This is a genomic window from Nocardioides cavernae, from assembly GCF_016907475.1.
Classification (GTDB): domain Bacteria; phylum Actinomycetota; class Actinomycetes; order Propionibacteriales; family Nocardioidaceae; genus Nocardioides; species Nocardioides cavernae.
On sequence record NZ_JAFBCA010000001.1, the window covers coordinates 4,455,542 to 4,472,994 of the forward strand.

The 17,453-nt window shown below is 72.3% G+C and carries 16 protein-coding genes; 9 read left to right on the forward strand and 7 right to left on the reverse strand.

Annotated elements, in window-relative coordinates; all coding sequences use genetic code 11:
• Positions 1–2 precede the first annotated feature (2 nt).
• A complete protein-coding gene (gene glmS, locus JOD65_RS20970; RefSeq protein WP_191194688.1) occupies positions 3–1,847 on the reverse strand; it encodes a glutamine--fructose-6-phosphate transaminase (isomerizing) in 1,845 nt (614 codons plus the stop codon).
• A gap of 65 nt (positions 1,848–1,912) precedes the next feature.
• Here glmS and coaA point away from each other — a divergent pair, with 65 nt between their 5' ends.
• Positions 1,913–2,881, forward strand: coding sequence for a type I pantothenate kinase (gene coaA, locus JOD65_RS20975; RefSeq protein ID WP_191194687.1), 969 nt, complete (start codon positions 1,913–1,915; stop codon positions 2,879–2,881).
• A gap of 84 nt (positions 2,882–2,965) precedes the next feature.
• Here coaA and JOD65_RS20980 read toward each other — a convergent pair whose 3' ends face one another.
• Together JOD65_RS20980 and JOD65_RS20985 are read right to left on the reverse strand one after the other, a co-directional pair.
• The gene (locus JOD65_RS20980) at positions 2,966–3,916 is read right to left on the reverse strand and encodes a hypothetical protein (RefSeq protein ID WP_191194686.1); all 951 of its coding nucleotides are present in this window, start codon (positions 3,914–3,916) and stop codon (positions 2,966–2,968) included.
• Positions 3,917–4,198: 282 nt separating this feature from the next.
• A complete protein-coding gene (locus JOD65_RS20985; RefSeq protein WP_191194685.1) occupies positions 4,199–5,197 on the reverse strand; it encodes a GNAT family N-acetyltransferase in 999 nt (332 codons plus the stop codon).
• 84 nt (positions 5,198–5,281) lie between these two features.
• Between JOD65_RS20985 and JOD65_RS20990 the strand changes: the two genes are divergently transcribed.
• On the forward strand, positions 5,282–5,632 hold the full coding sequence (locus JOD65_RS20990) for a GatB/YqeY domain-containing protein (RefSeq protein WP_191194684.1): 351 nt from the start codon (positions 5,282–5,284) through the stop codon (positions 5,630–5,632).
• Here the strand turns inward: JOD65_RS20990 and JOD65_RS20995 are convergent.
• From JOD65_RS20995 to rplM, 4 genes are all read right to left on the reverse strand, one after another.
• A complete protein-coding gene (locus JOD65_RS20995) occupies positions 5,629–6,159 on the reverse strand; it encodes a hypothetical protein (RefSeq protein ID WP_191194683.1) in 531 nt (176 codons plus the stop codon). The genes JOD65_RS20990 and JOD65_RS20995 overlap by 4 nt on opposite strands.
• On the reverse strand, positions 6,156–7,505 hold the full coding sequence (gene glmM, locus JOD65_RS21000; RefSeq protein WP_191194682.1) for a phosphoglucosamine mutase: 1,350 nt from the start codon (positions 7,503–7,505) through the stop codon (positions 6,156–6,158). The genes JOD65_RS20995 and glmM overlap by 4 nt, the downstream gene beginning before the upstream one ends.
• Positions 7,506–7,612: 107 nt before the next feature.
• On the reverse strand, positions 7,613–8,125 hold the full coding sequence (rpsI, locus tag JOD65_RS21005; RefSeq protein ID WP_191194681.1) for a 30S ribosomal protein S9: 513 nt from the start codon (positions 8,123–8,125) through the stop codon (positions 7,613–7,615).
• 14 nt (positions 8,126–8,139) lie between these two features.
• Complete coding sequence (gene rplM, locus JOD65_RS21010) at positions 8,140–8,583, reverse strand: 50S ribosomal protein L13 (protein WP_191194680.1); 444 nt, start codon at positions 8,581–8,583, stop codon at positions 8,140–8,142.
• A 228-nt stretch (positions 8,584–8,811) separates the two neighbouring features.
• Here rplM and JOD65_RS21015 point away from each other — a divergent pair, with 228 nt between their 5' ends.
• From JOD65_RS21015 to JOD65_RS21045, 7 genes are all read left to right on the forward strand, one after another.
• Positions 8,812–10,146, forward strand: a complete 1,335-nt coding sequence (locus JOD65_RS21015; protein ID WP_191194679.1) for an NAD(P)/FAD-dependent oxidoreductase — start codon at positions 8,812–8,814, stop codon at positions 10,144–10,146.
• A 118-nt stretch (positions 10,147–10,264) separates the two neighbouring features.
• Complete coding sequence (locus JOD65_RS21020; protein ID WP_191194678.1) at positions 10,265–11,569, forward strand: citrate synthase; 1,305 nt, start codon at positions 10,265–10,267, stop codon at positions 11,567–11,569.
• Positions 11,570–11,783: 214 nt separating this feature from the next.
• The gene (locus tag JOD65_RS21025) at positions 11,784–14,111 is read left to right on the forward strand and encodes an ATP-binding protein (protein WP_191194677.1); all 2,328 of its coding nucleotides are present in this window, start codon (positions 11,784–11,786) and stop codon (positions 14,109–14,111) included.
• Between the two features lie 120 nt (positions 14,112–14,231).
• Positions 14,232–14,933, forward strand: coding sequence for a hypothetical protein (locus JOD65_RS21030; protein WP_204811319.1), 702 nt, complete (start codon positions 14,232–14,234; stop codon positions 14,931–14,933).
• 1 nt (position 14,934) lies between these two features.
• Complete coding sequence (locus tag JOD65_RS21035) at positions 14,935–15,453, forward strand: SigE family RNA polymerase sigma factor (RefSeq protein WP_191194676.1); 519 nt, start codon at positions 14,935–14,937, stop codon at positions 15,451–15,453.
• A gap of 42 nt (positions 15,454–15,495) precedes the next feature.
• On the forward strand, positions 15,496–16,023 hold the full coding sequence (locus JOD65_RS21040) for a GNAT family N-acetyltransferase (protein ID WP_191194675.1): 528 nt from the start codon (positions 15,496–15,498) through the stop codon (positions 16,021–16,023).
• A gap of 69 nt (positions 16,024–16,092) precedes the next feature.
• Positions 16,093–17,403, forward strand: coding sequence for a S1C family serine protease (locus JOD65_RS21045; RefSeq protein ID WP_191194674.1), 1,311 nt, complete (start codon positions 16,093–16,095; stop codon positions 17,401–17,403).
• Positions 17,404–17,453: the final 50 nt, after the last annotated feature.

Sequence of the window (17,453 nt, forward strand, 5' to 3'; positions counted from 1 at the left end):
CCTTACTCGACCGTGACGGACTTGGCGAGATTGCGGGGCTGGTCGACGTCGTGGCCGAGCTGGGTGGCCAGCTCGCACGCGAACAGCTGCAGCGGCACCACGGCGACGAGCGGCTGGAGCAGCACCGGCACCTGGGGCAGCGTGATCAGCACGTCGGCGTAGGGCGTGATGGTGGTGTCGCCCTCCTCGGCCAGGCAGAGCGTGCGGGCGCCGCGCGCACGCACCTCCTGGATGCCGCTGATCATCTTGTCGTGCAGCTGGTCGCGGCCGCGGGGTGGCACCACGCACAGGATCGGCAGGCCCTCCTCGACGAGGGCGATCGGGCCGTGCTTGAGCTCGCCGGCGGCGAAGCCCTCGGCGTGGAGGTAGGCGATCTCCTTGAGCTTCAGCGCCCCCTCGAGGGCCACCGGGTAGCCGGCGTGGCGGCCGAGGAACAGCACCGAGCGGCTGTCCACGTGGTCGCGGGCGAGGGCGTAGACCTCCTCGGCCTTGGCCAGCACCGTCTCGATGTGGCCGGGCATCTCCTCGAGCTGGTCCATGACCTGGGAGATCTCGTCGCCGAAGCGGGTGCCCTTGACCTGCGCGAGGTAGAGCGCGAGGAGGTAGCACGCGACGAGCTGGGTGAGGAAGCCCTTGGTGGACGCGACGCCGATCTCCGGGCCGGCGTGGGTGTAGATCACGCCGTCGGACTCGCGCGGGATGGTCGAGCCGTTGGTGTTGCAGATGGCGAGCACCTTCGAGCGCTGCACCCGGGCGTGCCGGATGGCCTGCAGGGTGTCGGCGGTCTCGCCGGACTGGCTGATCGCGACGACGAGGGTGGAGGTGGTGAGGATCGGGTCGCGGTAGCGGAACTCGCTGGCGAGCTCGACCTCCACCGGGATGCGGCACCAGTGCTCGATGGCGTACTTGGCCACCATGCCGGCGTAGAACGACGTACCGGCGGCGATGATGATGATCTTGTCGACGTCGCGCAGGTCCTGGTCGGACAGGCGCATCTCGTCGAGCTGCAGCAGGCCGTCGGTGCCGCGACGACCGAGGAGCGAGTCGGCGACCGCGCGCGGCTGCTCGAAGATCTCCTTGCGCATGAACCAGTCGTGGCCGTCCTTCTCGGCGGCCGAGAGGTCCCAGTCGACGTGGTAGCGGCGGCCCTCGGCCGGCGTGCCGTCGAACCCGGAGACGCTGACGCCCTCGCGGGTGATGGTGACGACCTGGTCCTGGCCGAGCTCCATCGCCTCGCGGGTGTGCTCGATGAAGGCCGCGACGTCGGAGCCGAGGAAGTTCTCGCCCTCCCCGATGCCGACCACGAGCGGGCTGTTGCGGCGGGCCGCGACGACGCGGTCGGGGTCCTGGGAGTCGACGGCGACGAGCGTGAAGGCGCCCGCGAGGTCGCGGCAGACGTTCTGCATGGCGACCGTCAGGTCGACACCCGTCTCGAGCTGCTCCTCCAGCAGGTGGGCTGCCACCTCGGTGTCGGTGTCGGAGGCCATCTCGACACCCTCGGACTCGAGGCGCTGCCGCAGCCCGGCGAAGTTCTCGATGATCCCGTTGTGCACGAGCGCGACGCGGCGCTCACGCCCGAGGTGCGGGTGGGCGTTGCGGTCGGTCGGCGGGCCGTGGGTCGCCCAGCGGGTGTGGCCGATGCCGGTGGTCACCTGCGGAAGCGGCGCGTCGGCGATGGCCTTCTCGAGGTTGGCCAGCTTGCCGGCGCGCTTGTCGGACACGATCGTGCCACCGTCGACGAGGGCGATGCCCGCCGAGTCGTAGCCTCGGTACTCCAGCCGCCGGAGGCCCTCGATCACGACGCCTTCAGCCGGCTTGGCACCTACGTACCCGACGATTCCGCACATGGCCGGGGAGTCTATCGACAGGCCGCTGCGCGGCTGCGACCCCGTGCGGTGCCACAATCGCACCCATGTCCGAGGTCGCACCGCCCTCCAACGGCAGCGAGACCTCCCCCTACATCGAGCTCGAGCGCGCGGCGTGGGCGCAGCTGGCCGGAACGGCCGAGACGACGCTGACGCGCGAGGAGGTCGCCCGGCTGCGCGGCCTCGGCGACCAGCTCGACCTGCGCGAGATCGGGCAGGTCTACCTCCCGCTGTCGCGCCTGCTGAGCCTCTACGTCGCCGCCAACTCCCGGCTCCACCGTGAGCAGGAGGAGTTCCTGCACCGCGTCACCCCACCGCGTACGCCGTTCGTGATCGGGCTCGCGGGATCCGTGGCGGTCGGCAAGTCGACCACCGCGCGCGTCCTGCAGCAGATGCTGGCCCACTGGCCCGAGCACCCCAACGTCGCGCTGGTGACCACCGACGGCTTCCTTCTGCCCAACGCCGAGCTCGAGCGCCGCGGCATCCTCCACCGCAAGGGCTTCCCGGAGTCCTACGACCGCCGGGCGCTCCTCAAGTTCGTCATCGACATCAAGTCCGGCCGCGACGAGGTGGAGGCGCCCATCTACTCCCACCTCGTCTACGACGTCCTCCCCGACGAGAAAGTCGTGGTCAAGCGCCCCGACATCGTCATCATCGAGGGCCTCAACGTCCTGCAGCCCGCACGGGTGCGCGACGACGGCCGCACCGGGCTGGCCGTGAGCGACTTCTTCGACTTCTCCGTCTACGTCGACGCCGCGCTGACCGACATCAAGCGCTGGTACGTCGACCGCTTCCTCCGGCTGCGCGAGACCGCCTTCCGCGACCCAGCGTCCTACTTCCGCAAGTACGCCGCGCTCTCCCACGACGAGGCCGTCGACCAGGCCACCCGCATCTGGGACTCGATCAACGAGCCCAACCTCGTCCAGAACGTCGCCCCCACCCGCTCCCGCGCCAACCTCGTCCTCCGCAAGGACGCCGACCACTCGGTCCGCTACGTGCGGCTGCGCAAGCTCTGACGACTGGCTCCGCAACGTCATGGCGGCTGGTCGTCCTGACGACCCGCATCCATGACGTACGACGTGCGCGACCCGGGTTGCGGCTCACGCGGCCTGGCGCCAGCCGCCTGCACGCAGTCCTCGTTCGACCTGGTCGAAGAAGTCGTCCGCGGCGACGCGAAGCCCCAGCAGCGGCAGGCGCAGCACCCGGGCCTCGCCGAGGACGACCTCGTTCTGGCGAAGGGCGTCCGGCACGACCGAGGTCGCCCACGTGTGGTGGATCCCGTCGATCTCGACCACGAGGCCGAAGGTGTCCCAGCAGACGTCGAGGTAGTAGCGGCCGTCCTTGCCGCGGCGGACCACCTGCCGGTCGGGTTCGGGTAGACCCCGGCGCCGGCACTCCCGTGCGACGTCCAGCTCGCCGAGCGAGCGAACGCCACCGAGAAGGTCGTTGACCACCGCGTGCATGAGCTCGCGTCGGCGGTCACGCTTCACGGCCAGCAGGGCCTGGCCCAGGTGGGCGGCGGTCGTCAGCCCCTGCTGCACCGGCATCGTCAGGAGGAGCGCCGCCTGCTTGTCGCTCTCCGCCCACATGGCCGCGCGTACCGCTGCTACCGGGACGCGGGTCCGGGGCACTCCGGTCGCGACGCGATCGACGCTGGACCAGCGTCGCGTCCGACGGATGTCGAGGCCAACGCCCCGCAACGGCGTGACCCCGCGAGGCACCGACACCCGATGGACGCGCGCCTCGAAACCGGTCAACCCCGACGCCACGAGCGACGCCGCTCCGTCGAGCATCGCGCGATCCCCTCCCTCGAAGACCGCTGCCCAGTGCCGGCCGAGGATCGGGACAGGGCCGGTGTGCAGGCAGATCGAGCGGGACCACACCCGCTGCCAACGCCGCGCCCGCAGCTGCGCCCGGACCTCGCCGCGCGTCATGCCTGCGGCGTACGCCTGTCCGCGAGACACGACGCCGCCCTGGCAGTCCGCGATCGCCGCGAGCTCGTCGATGATGCGGTCCCGCTGCTCGCGGCCGTGCCTGGTCTGTGTGCCCATGCGACGCGAGCCTCGACGCTCACCACACCGAGCGCGACGGTTCGGCGCCGCACCTGTGGAGGACGCCTGTGCGGCGAGACCTGTGGAGACCTTGTGGCCGGGCTGGTCGCGAGGTGGCCCCACCGACGCAGGGCCAGGACGTCATGGACCGAGGTCCCCATCGCAACCACTCGCCATGACGCTGTCGTACGACGTCATGGCAGGCGGTCGCTGGGGCAGCCGCTCGCCATGACGTCCCGCGCCGGGGTTTCGGCGCATGACGCCGAGTCCGACGCCCGCTGGTCAGAGCTTCTTCTGCAGCTCCAACAGCGTCTCGATGGTGCGGTAGCCCAGCGCCTCGTTGACGGCGTTCATCCAGGTGTTGACCTCCGCGTTGGAGGTGTCGACCGAGACCAGCCCGGGCCAGGTCGCGACCGCCAGGTCGTGGGTCGCCGTCTTGAGCACCAGCCCGAGCCTCCTGCCTCGGTGCGCGGGGTCGACGATCGTGATGCCGATCTGGCCGTACGCCGGGTCGCTGTCGTCGACGCGCAGGTCGGACACGCCGGCCACGGAGCCGTCCGGGGCGATGGCCATCGCGGTCAGCAGGTGCCGCCCCACCGACACCTGCCGCTGCTCCGCCTCGCGGATGCGCTCCGGGGTCCACTCCGACGCCTGGAGGTCGAGCTCGCCGAGCGGCACCTCCGACATCAGCATGCCCAGCAGGCGCCCGAACGACGCCAGGTGGTCCTCCGGGCACACGGTGTCGAAGGTGATGACGCGATAGCCCTCCGGGACCGGAGCCGATGCGGCCAGCGCGTCGCGGCGCGCGACGAAGTCGGCGAGCGTCAGCTCCTTGATCGACTCCCGGCTCGCCACCTCGTAGCCCAGGGCCCGCGCGAAGAGCTCGGGCCCCGTGCCGGACCCGCCCGGCGGGAGGTAGGCCTCGCTCTGGATCGTCGTACGACCGTCGCCTGCTGCGATCACCTCGAGCTCCTCCACCAGCCGGCGGCCGATGCCCTCGCGGGTGCGGTCGGGCCGGACGTAGGCGAAGGCCATGGCGGTGTGCAGGTTCTCCTTCAGCGTGCGGATGACCAGCCCCGCGCCGACCATCTCGCGGCCGTCGATCGCGGCCACCAGGGTGACGCCGCGCTCGGGGTTCGGGGTGGGGAGCGCGACCCGGCTCTGCTCCCACAGCGGCCACGGCTTGCCGGGCCGGTCGGCGGTGGCAGCGTGCCCGACCTCCCACCACGCGCGCAGGGCCGCCTGGTTGTGCGGGTTGAACTGCTCGATGTCGACGCCCACGCCGTGACGGTAGTGGCCCGGCAGGTCGACCTGCACCCCGGATAACAGGGTGCGTACGACGTCGCCGCTGCGGGAGGGTCGGGCATGACCACCGACTCACCGCTCCGCACCCGGCTGCGCGCGGCCCTGCTCGAGGCCCGCAAGGCCAGGGACACCGAGACCGTGTCGACCCTGCGGACCGCACTGTCCGCGCTCGAGAACGCCGAGGCGGTGCCGACCGCTGCCCGGGCCGGTGCGATCGAGCAGGCCCCGGTCGGGGCCGGCGCCGCCGAGGCGGAGCGCCGGGAGCTCAGCGACGCCGACGAGCTCGCGCTCCTCGACGAGGAGATCGCCTCGCTGCACGAGGCGGGACGGGTGTTCGCGTCCACGGCGCCCGAGCGGGCGACGGCGGTGCGGCGCGCCGCGGGGGTGCTCGCCGACCTGAGGGAGGCCTAGGGGCGCGCGGCCCGCCGTCGGCGGGCTGCTTCGATCCGGTCGGCCTCGCGGATGGACGCTCTCGCCATCACGCGCCCCCGCCAGCGCACGAGGGCGCCGATCAGGAGGACGAAGGCGGGCATGCCGACCCCCAGCCAGAGCCAGGTGGAGAGCGGCGAGCTCGCCTCCACCGACGAACCGTCCGGCGAGACCCACAGCGTCCAGGTGTCACCGACCTCGCGCTCCTGCGGGCCCGACCGACGGAACGTCGCGGTCCGCACGTCGTCGCCCTCTGACCAGCGCAGCTCGTAGGAGGTCAGGGTCCGGTCGTCCTCCCGGGGTCGCGGACCCTCGCTCACGGAGACGACCGTCGTCTCCCGCTGGTCGGTGCCGCCCAACAGGTGGGCGCGCGTGCCGGGCGTCAGGACGGCCAGCACGACGGCGAGCGCCAGCCCGATCCCGATCCCGAAGGCCACGTCGCCGAGCGAGAGCCACCCGCGGTGCGCCGGCTCGTGCTCCTCAGGGCCCGGCCGTGGATCGGTGGTCACGGAAGTGAGAGCTGGGTGCGTACGACGTGGGCGAGCCGCGAGGCGACGCCCTCGGCCTCGTCCTCGGTGGGCGCCTCGACCATCACGCGCACGATCGGCTCGGTGCCCGACGGGCGCAGCAGGATGCGACCACGCTCACCGAGCACGGCCTCCTCCTCCGCGACGGCCGCAGCCAGCACGGCGTCCTCGTCGGCGCGCGACTTGTCGACCCCCGAGACGTTGAGCAGGACCTGCGGGAGCCGGGACATCACCGAGGCGAGGTCGGCCAGCGACCGACCGGTGGTGGCCATCCGCTCCATGACGTGGAGCGTGGTCAGGATGCCGTCGCCGGTGGTGGCGTGGTCGCTGAGGATGACGTGGCCGGACTGCTCGCCGCCGAGGTTGTAGCCGGAGATCTTCATCGCCTCGAGGACGTAGCGGTCGCCGACCTTGGTCTGGCGCACCCCGACACCGCCGGCGCGCATGGCCTGCACGAAGCCGAGGTTGCTCATCACGGTGGCGACGACGGTGTCCTTCGCCAGCCGACCCTGCTCGAGCAGCGACAGCGACAGGATCGCGAGGAGCTGGTCGCCGTCGACGACGTTGCCCTCGGCGTCGACCGCCAGGCAGCGGTCGGCGTCGCCGTCGAGCGCGAAGCCGGCGTGGGCGCCGTGCTCGACGACGGCCTTCTGCAGGTCACCGAGGTGCGTGGACCCGCAGTCGTCGTTGATGTTGAGGCCGTCGGGGTCGGCGTGGATCGCGATGACGGTCGCGCCGGCGTCCTCGAGCGCACGGGGACCGGCGGCGTGCGCGGCACCCTCGGCACAGTCGAGGACGACCTTGAGCCCCACCAGCGGGTGGCTGATCGTGCTCTCGAGGTGGGCGGCGTACTCCTCGACCGCGGTCTCGTAGGTCCGCACCCGACCGACGCTGCCACCGGTGGGCCGCTCCCACGGCTCGCCCATCCGCCGCTCGATCGCGATCTCGATCGCGTCGTCGAGCTTGTGCCCGCCTCGGGCGAGGAACTTGATGCCGTTGTCGGGCATGGGGTTGTGGGACGCCGACAGCATCACACCGAGGTCGGCGCCGAGCCTGTCGGTCATGTAGGCCACACCGGGCGTCGGCAGCACGCCGAGCAGGAGCACGTCGACACCGGCCGACGCGAGGCCCGCGACCACCGCGGCCTCGAGGAACTGGCCGGAGATGCGGGTGTCGCGGCCCACGACGGCGAGGGGTCGGTGCCCCGCGAACTCGCCGCGGTCGGCCAGGACGTGGGCCGCGCAGACCGAGAGGTCGAGGGCGAGCTCCGCCGTCAGGTCGGCGTTGGCCAGGCCTCGGACGCCGTCGGTGCCGAAGAGTCGCGTCATGGCCCGGGAGCCTACGGGTCGCCCGCGTCCGGTGCTGAAACGAGGCCGGACATGCGACGAGGCCCGCACCGTCGGACGACGGTGCGGGCCTCGAGGTGCAGGCTGGGTCAGCGCTTGCTGAACTGCGAGGCCTTGCGGGCCTTCTTGAGCCCGGCCTTCTTGCGCTCCACGACGCGGGCGTCGCGGGTCAGCAGACCGGCCTTCTTGAGGGCCGGGCGGTTGGCGTCGGTGTCGATCCCGTTGAGCGAGCGCGCCACGCCGAGGCGCAGGGCGCCGGCCTGGCCGGCGATGCCGCCGCCGTGGATGCGGGCGATCACGTCGAAGCGGCCCTCGAGCTGCAGCTCGACGAACGGCTCGTTGGCGATCTGCTGGTGCAGCTTGTTCGGGAAGTAGCTGTCCATCGAGCGGCCGTTGATGGTCCACTCGCCGGTGCCGGGCACGATGCGCACGCGGGCGACGGCCTCCTTGCGGCGGCCGGTGGCCGCGCCGGGGGCGATGGTGGCCGGACGGGCCGGGGTGTCGGCCGAGGCGTCGCTCTCGGACGTGTAGCTCACGCCGTCGGCGCCGGTCTCGAAGGTCTCCTCGACCTCGCCCGAGTCCAGGGTGGTGTTCTCAGTCATCTGTGCGTCCTCAGTCACTGGGAGATCTGCGAGATCTCGAAGGGAGTGGCCTGCTGGGCCAGGTGCGGGTGGTCGGGGCCGGAGTAGACCTTGAGCTTCTTCAGCACCTGTCGACCGAGCTTGTTCTTCGGGAGCATGCCCCACACGGCGCCTTCGATGGCCTTGCGGGCGTCCTTCTCGAGGAGCTCACCGAAGGGGGTGGCCGAGAGGCCGCCCGGGAAGCCGGAGTGGCGGTAGGCCATCTTGGTGGTCTTCTTCGTCCCCGAGAGCGACACCTTCGAGGCGTTCACGATGATCACGAAGTCGCCCATGTCCATGTGGGGGGCGAAGGTCGGCTTGTGCTTGCCGCGGAGGAGGTTGGCGGTCTGGACGGCGAGGCGGCCCAGGACCACGTCGGTGGCGTCGATGACGTGCCACTCACGCTGGATGTCAGCGGGCTTGGGGCTGTACGTGCGCACGGCGGTATCCCGTTCTGGTTCGTTGGTCCCGGCCCTCGGACGAGGGCCGACTGGTGCTGCTGCGGCTTCTGACGAACACGGCCCGGATCGCTCCCGAGCTCCGCGCACGGAGACGAGGGATGACGTCCGGATCTGCACCCGTCCCCGGAGAGGACGGACGCGGCAGGAGTCGCGACCAGCAAGATTACGGCGCGCCGAGCGTGGGGGTCAAAACGGCGGAGCGTGACAATGGCTGGCGTGCGCAACGGCGGCGTGTCCTTCTGGTGGCAGCAGGTCGGGCTGCCCTCCCCCACCGACCGGCTCCAGGGTGACACGTCCTGCGACGTCGCGATCGTGGGCGGTGGGCTCACCGGGCTCTGGACGGCGTACTACCTCGCGGAGGCCGACCCGACCCTCGACGTCCGGGTCGTCGAGGCGGAGTTCGCCGGCTTCGGCGCCTCGGGACGCAACGGCGGCTGGCTGTCGAGCGAGCTCGCCGGGAGCGCGCGGACGTACGCCGCCGTGGCGGGAGAGGACGGAGTCCAGCGCCTCCGGGACGCCCTGCGCGCCACGGTCGACGAGGTCGTCGGGGTGGCCGCCCGGGAGGGTATCGAGGCCGACATCGTGCGCAGCGGCGTCCTCACCGTCGCCCGCTCGGAGGCGCAGCGGCAGCGGCTCGACGGAGAGCTCACCGCCGGGCAGGTCGCCGACCGGGTCCAGGTGGCCGGAGCCGTGTCCGGCCACTTCGACCCCGACTGCGCCCGCGTGCAGCCCGCCCGGCTGGTGTCCGGCGTCGCCCGTGTCGTGCGGGAGCGCGGCGTACGCATCCACGAGGGCACCCGGGTCACGTCTGTCTCCCCCGGCTCGGTGGTGACCGATCGCGGCACGCTGCGGGCGCCGGTGGTGCTGCGCTGCCTGGAGGGTTTCACCGCCGGTCTCGCGGGGCACCGCCGCGACTGGCTGCCGATGAACTCCGCGATCGTCGTGACCGCGCCGCTCACCGACGCGCAGTGGGGCGGGATCGGGTGGGACGGCGAGGAGCTGCTCGGCGACGAGGCGCACGCCTACTGCTACGCCCAGCGCACCGCCGACGGCCGCATCGCGATGGGCGGACGGGGCATCCCCTACCGCTTCGGCTCGCGCACCGATGTCGACGGCCGCACCCAGGACCGGACCGTCGAGTCGCTGCGCTCGACGCTGTCGAGCCTGTTCCCGTCGCTCGCCGGCGTCCGCCTCGACCACGCCTGGTGCGGCGTGCTGGGCGTGCCGCGCGACTGGAGCGCCAGCGTCGCGTACGACCCGTCGACGGGCCTCGGGCACGCCGGCGGCTACGTCGGCTCGGGGCTCACCGCGACCAACCTGGCCGGCCGCACCTTGCGCGACCTGGTGCTCGGCAACGGCACTGACCTGACCCGCCTGCCGTGGACGGGGCACCGGGTCCGGAGGTGGGAGCCGGAGCCGTTCCGGTGGGCCGGCGTGCACGCGCTGTACGGCCTCTACCGCGCCGCGGACCGTCGCGAGGACGACGGCCTGCGACGCACCAGCCGCATCGCCCGGGTCGCGCACCGGGTCGCCGGACGGTGACCTCGGGGCGCACCGGCGCCCGTCCCACTGCTGGACACCTGATTCGCGGTCCTCACGGACGGCGGACTAGGTTGAGGGGACCCCACAGACGTACAAAGACGTATGAACAGGAGCCGACGTGACCGACGTTGCGGCCAAGGATTCCCTGACTGTCACCGACAACCGGACCGGTCAGACGTACGACATCGCGATCAACGACAACACGATCGCGGCCAAGGATCTGGGACAGATCCGACTCGACGAGGAGCAGCCCGGTCTCGCGACCTACGACCCGGGTTTCGTCAACACCGCGTCGTGCCGCTCGGCCGTCACCTTCATCGACGGTGACAAGGGCATCCTCGAGTACCGGGGCTACCCGATCGAGCAGCTCGCGGAGAAGTCCAACTTCCTCGAGGTGGCCTACCTCCTCATCCACGGCGAGCTGCCCACCAAGGAGCAGTACGACACGTGGGTGCACGAGATCACCTACCACACGTTCGTCCACGAGAACGTGAAGACCTTCATGCAGGGCTTCCGCTACGACGCCCACCCGATGGGCATGCTGATGGCCTCGGTCGGAGCGCTGTCGACGTTCTACCCAGACGCCCGCAACATCAGCGACGCGGACAACCGCCACATGCAGATCGTCCGCATGATCGCGAAGATGCCGACCCTCGGCGCGTGGTCGTTCCGCCACGCGCAGGGCAAGCCCTACGTCTATCCCGACAACGACCTGGGCTACACCGCCAACTTCCTCTCGATGCTCTTCAAGATGAGCGAGTCGAAGTTCGAGGCCGACCCGCGCCTGGTCAAGGCCCTCGACGTGCTGTTCATCCTGCACGCCGACCACGAGCAGAACTGCTCGACCAACGCGGTCCGCTCCGTCGGCTCCTCGCAGGTCGACCCCTACTCGGCCGTCTCCGCCGGCGTCGGCGCCCTCTACGGCCCGCTGCACGGTGGCGCCAACGAGGCGGTGCTGCGGATGCTCAAGCGCATCGGCAGCAAGGAGAACATCCCCGCCTTCATCGAGGGCGTGAAGAACGGCAACGAGCGCCTGATGGGCTTCGGCCACCGGGTCTACAAGAACTTCGACCCGCGCGCCACGATCATCAAGAAGGCCTGTGACGACGTCTTCGAGGTCACCGGGGTCAACCCGCTCCTCGAGATCGCCAAGGAGCTGGAGAAGATCGCGCTCGAGGACGAGTACTTCGTCAAGCGCAAGCTCTACCCCAACGTGGACTTCTACTCGGGCCTCATCTACGAGGCCTTCCAGTTCCCGCCGGAGATGTTCACCGTGCTGTTCGCCATCGGCCGCACCCCGGGCTGGCTGGCGCAGTGGTCGGAGCTGGTGCAGGACAAGGACCAGAAGATCGCCCGTCCCAAGCAGATCTACACCGGCGACCGCGAGCTGACCTTCACCGCGGCGTCCGAGCGCTGGGCCTGAGCCTCAGCACCAACGGGTGTCACCTTGCCCGGCTGCGCCGCGCTGCGGCGCTCACCCCGCCGAGGGCCATGCGGCTTCGCCGCATGGCCCTCGCGGCGTTCAGGGCGTTCATACGTGCGTCACCACCCAGCTCGATGCTTCATCCGGAGCCGCGGATGTCACTACACTCCCGAGCTACTCGGGGTGTGGGACGACGGGCGGTCACGGAGGTGACGTGGAGACACGTGGGGACGGCACCCTCGGCTCGGTGCTGCGCGCGATGCGGGAGGACGCCGGCCTGTCGCAGGAGGAGCTCGCCGCACGCGCAGGGCTGAGCCCGCACGCGATCAGCGCGCTGGAGCGCGGCACCCGGACCCGGCCCTACCCGCACACGCTCCGGTCGCTCGCGACCGCGCTCGACCTGGACGAGGACCAACGCGCCGCGCTGCTGGCCGCGGTCCCGTCACGGTCACCGCGTGCGGCCGCGCCGACGTCTGCGGTGGACGGGACCTCCGGCAGGCGCGAGCTGCCGGTCCCGACCACGCCGCTCATCGGTCGCGACGACGACGTCGGCCGCGTCGCCGACCTCCTGCGCACGAACCGGCTGGTCACCCTCAGCGGCCCCGGCGGCGTGGGCAAGACCCGCCTGTCCCTGGCCGCAGCGGCATCGGTCCGCGACCGCTTCGCCGACGGCGTACGCCTGGTCGAGCTCGCGCCGCTCCTGGAGCCGGGCCAGCTGCTCCCGGCGGTCGCCGACGCCGTGGACGCCGTCCGCGACCCCACCCGGTCCGTCGCCGACGACATCGTCGACCGGCTGCGCGGCCAGCACCTGCTCCTCGTGCTGGACAACGTCGAGCACCTCCTCGCCGCCGCGTCGGACGTCGCCGCGATCGTGGCGGCCGTGCCCGACCTGTCCGTCCTGGCGACCAGCCGGGCGCCGCTGCGGGTGCGCGGCGAGACGGAGTACGCCGTGGAGCCGCTCGAGGTGGACGACCACCCCGACGGGACGCCCTCCCCCGCGGCGCGGCTGCTGCTCGATCGGGCGCAGCGGGTCAAGCCCGGGTGGGGCGCCGACCCGGCCGACGCCGCGGCCGTCGGCGCCACGTGCGAGCGCCTCGCCGGGCTGCCCCTCGCCCTCGAGCTCGCTGCCGCCCGGGCGCGCTTGCTCGACCCGGGCTCGCTGCTGCAGCGGCTCGACACGGCGCTGCAGGCCGGCCCGCGCGACCTCCCACCCCGCCAGCGCACGATGCGCGCCACCCTGGACTGGAGCCAGGGACTGCTCGATGCACCGGCGCGCCGGCTGCTGCGGCTGATGGGTGTCTTCGTCGGCGGCACCACCCTGGTCGACCTCGAGGCGATCGCCGCCCGGGTCGGGATCGCCCATGACGAGGTCGTCACCAGCCTGGAGGAGCTGGTCGAGCACTCCCTGGTCCTCGCCGAGGGGTCGGGCCGGCTGCGGATGCTGGAGCCGGTGGCCCAGTACGCCCGCGACCTGCTGCGCGAGGCGGGCGAGTGGGACTCTGCGGCGCGGGCCCATGCGGCTCACTACCTCACGGTCGCTGAGACCAACCACTCGAGCTACCGCGACGGCGGCCAGGTCGCGGCGCTCAACCGCATCGACCTCGAGCACGCCAACCTCACCGCGGCCGCCGAGCGCTCCCTGGCGGCCGGTGACGTCGAGACCCCGGCCCGGATGGCATGGGAGCTGTGGCTCTACTGGTGGCTGCGCGGCGGCCACGACCACGGTCGGCGGTTCGCGGAGACCGCCCTCCACCACGCCGCTGACCTGCCCGACGACGTGCACGCCCGCGCCGCGCTCGCGGCCGCCACGATGGCCTTCGCCATGGACGACGTCACCGCGGCGAGCGGGTGGTGGGCACGCTCCCACGAGCGCGCGGGCGACGACCCGGCGATCCTCTCCAACGCCGTGGCGGGCGAGGGCCTCGTGGCGCTCGTCGACGGCGACCTCGCGCTGGCCCGGGACCGTTTCGAGGCGGCCATGCACCATGCCGCGGTCGGTGGCCCCGAGGTCCAGTGGACCTGGGGGTTGGCGCACGTCTGGCTGGGCACCGTGGCGCTCCTCGAAGGTGACGCCGACGAGGCGGTCCGGCTGATCGAGGCCGGCCTCGACTCGGCCAGGAGTCGGGAGGACCGGTTGTCGTCCTACATCGCGCTCTACAACCTCTTCCAGGTCGAGCTCGGGCGCGGCGACCACGTCGCCGCCCGCCGCCACCTCGAGGAGAGCACCCGGCTGTCGCTGGAGACGGGCGACCAGGCCAACCTCGCCTACCTCCTCGACGCGGGGGCGGTGCTCGCCGCGGCCTCCGACCAGCACGCGCGGGTGCCCTTGCTGCTCGGCGCCGCCCAGGCGATCCGCGAGGCACAGGGAGCCCAGGGCTACGGCTACTACCGGCCTGATCCCGCCGCCATCACCGCGGCCGCCGACGACGCCCGGTCGCACCTCGGTCCCGACCGCTACGACGACGCCCTCGACACCGGGCGCGGGTTCTCCGCGGTCCACGCCGCGGCCCTGCTGCGCGAGCCCGGCGAAACCGCGGGCTGACCCGGCCGGACCTCGTACACCCCTCGTACACCTGCGGCTGTCCGTGGCCCGTGTCGTCGTACGGCCCGAGGGTGGTGGCACGGCACGCACCCGTGCCTCCACCTCGATCCAGGAGACGCCATGAGCAGCACGCTCGACCAGACCACCACCACCCCGGGCACCCCGGGCACAGCGCCGACGTACGAGCCGTCCGGTCGCGGCTGGGTCCTCGCGGGCACCGGCGCCGGCGTCCTGGGGATCGTCGGAGCGATCACCAGCGGGATGGTCGACGCCGTCTACGACCCCGCGGCCGCGGGCGACGCCGAGGCGATCACCGCGAAGCTCGCCACCCAGGTGCCCGAGATCCTCGCCTTCCACACCGCCACGATGTTCTCGTGCGTGCTGCTGGTGATCTTCGCGGCGGGCCTGCACCGCCAGCTGCTGGCCCGCACCCGTCCCGACAGCCTCGTGCCCGGTGTGGCAGTGGCCGGGCTGGGCCTGGTGGCGGTCGCGCAGCTGATCGGCGCCGGACTCACCACGGAGTTCGCCTTCGCCCTCACCGAGGACGCCGGCCTCGTGGTGCCGGAGAGCGCCACCTTCTTCAACCACTGGATCGGCACGATCCCGTGGCTGTGGGGCGGCGCCGGCCTCACCGGCCTGGCCCTGTTCCGCGCCGCGCGCACGGGCGCGTACGCGTCGTGGCTCGGGTGGACCAGCCTCGTGCTGGGCGGGCTCACCGCCCTGTTCATGGTCAGCCCGCTGCAGTACATGGCCGGCATGACCGGACCCGTGTGGCTGGTCGTGGTCTCCCTCGGCCTGCTGCGCACCGCCGGCGAGGACTGACGTGTCCCCGGCCGCACGGTCGACCGCGGTCGTCGACTTCGGGTCGTACGTCGCCGCGCGACGACCCGCGCTGCTCCGCTGGGCCCGCGCCGTCGCCGGCGACCCGCACAGCGCGGAGGACCTGCTCCAGGACTCCCTGGTCCGGGTCCTCCCCCGCTGGGAGGGACTGCGCGAGCGTGCGGCCGCCGACGCCTACGTCCGGCGCACCATCACCCGGCAGTACGTCAGCTGGCAGCGCCAGCCGTGGCGGCGCGACGAGGTCGCGTCGGCCGACCTCCCGGAGAAGGCTCCGGACGTCGGTCCCGGCCCGGTCACGGACCCGCCGGGCCGCCTCTGGGACCTCGTCGTGGCACTCCCGCCCCAGCAGCGCGCCGCCGTCGCCCTGCGCTACTACGAGCAGCTCAGCGTCGCCGAGACCGCCGCCGTCCTCGGCTGCTCGACCGGCACCGTCAAGTCCAACACCAGCCGCGGCATCGCGGCGCTCCGCCGGCTCGCCGCCCACCAGGCAGCGGCCCGATGACCCACCCGATGACCCACCCGATGAGCACCGAGAGGACACCCCATGTCGGCACCGCCCACCAGCACCCCCGCGTCGCCCTGGCTACCCACCGACTTCCGCCACCCGACCCGGGTCGAGGTCCCGTTCGGGCACCACCTGCGTCCGATCCGCGCCGAGGACACCGACCTCGACATGGTCGCCGTCATGGGCTCGCGCGAGCGGTTGTGGAGCATCTACGGCGAGGCGTGGGGGTGGCCACCGGCCGACATGACGCACGAGGCCGACCGTGCCGACCTGGCCCGCCACGCTGCGGAGATGGAGACGCACGAGTCGTTCAACTACGCGCTCCTCGACACCGACGAGACGGCGCTGCTGGGCTGCGTCTACATCGACCCGCCGGAGAAGCCGGGCGCCGACGCGGAGATCTCGTGGTGGGTGGTGGACGAGTGCGTGGGCACCGAGCTCGAGGCTGCGCTCGACGAGCTCGTCCCGCGCTGGATCGCCGCGGACTGGCCGCTCGAGCGCCCGCGCTACGTGGGCCGTGACCTCACGTGGGCCGAGTGGCTGGCGCTGCCTGACCTGCCGCGCTGATCCAAGGTCTCTGCACCTTTACAGCCCGTTCTCAGGGCATCCACAGGGTCACGGCGCACTGTCGAAGACATGAGCGACGGACAGACCCCCCAGTACGGCGGCCCGCAGCACCCGCAGCACCCGCGGCCCGCCGACGACAACCCGTACCAGCGCGCCTCCTCCGGGTGGACCGGCACGGACCCGCACCCCACGCAGCCGCAGCCCACGTACCCCGGGCTTCCGCTCCAGCTGGCCACCCACGCGCCGTCCCGTGAGCGCAAGGGGCGGGGCCGGACCGGTCTGGCCGCCGCTGTCGTCGCCACGTCCCTCCTGGTCGGCGGAGGGGCCGGCATCGGCGGTGCCGCCTGGTGGGACGCCACCCAGGACGGGTCGGGCGGCTCGTCGCAGGCGAGCCCCGTGTCGACGTCGACGGTGTCGTCGCAGTCGCAGGCCCCCGCGGCCGACGGCTCCGTGGAGTCGGTGGCCCAGAAGGTGCTGCCCAGCGTCGTCAAGATCGACGTCACCACGGCCGAGGGGGGCGCGTCGGGGTCCGGCATCATCCTCACCGCCGACGGCACGATCCTGACCAACAACCACGTGGTGGAGGGCGCCGAGGCCGGCAGCCTCACCGTGTCGTTCGACGACGGCACCAGCGCCAAGGCCGAGGTCCTCGGCACCGACCCGCTCACCGACACCGCCGTGATCAAGGCCGAGGGGGTCTCCGACCTCACCCCGGCCACGATCGGCAAGTCCGCCAACCTCGGTGTCGGCGAGAGCGTCGTCGCCATCGGGTCGCCGTTCGGTCTCGACGCCACCGTCACCAGCGGCATCGTCAGTGCCCTCGACCGTCCGGTCAACGTCGGCTCCGACGACCAGGGCAACTCCACGACGTACCCCGCGATCCAGACCGACGCGGCCATCAACCCCGGCAACTCCGGCGGCCCGCTGGTCGACCTGACCGGCGCGGTGATCGGCATCAACTCCTCGATCCGCACCGCGGCGTCGCAGTCGCCCTACGGCGGCGGCCAGTCGGAGTCGGGCTCGATCGGCCTCGGGTTCGCGATCCCCATCGATGAGGTGATGCCGATCGTGGACCAGATGGCCTCGGGCGAGACCCCGACGCACGCACGGCTCGGCATCCAGGTCGGTGACGCGCAGACCGGTGACGCCGCAGGCGCCGTCGTGCGCGAGGTGACCCCGGGCTCGACCGCCGACAAGGCGGGCCTGGGCTCGGGCAGCGTCATCACCAAGGTCGACGACCAGCGGATCACCGGTGCCGACTCCCTCGTCGCGACCATCCGCTCCTACCGCCCCGGTGACTCGGTGAGCGTCACCTGGACGAGCGGCGGCAAGGAGCAGAGCGCGGACCTCGTGCTGGACTCCGACGCGACACAGGGCTGAGTCCCGCCACCGGGTTGGGCCGGCCGCGCCATGATGGTGCGGCCGGCCCT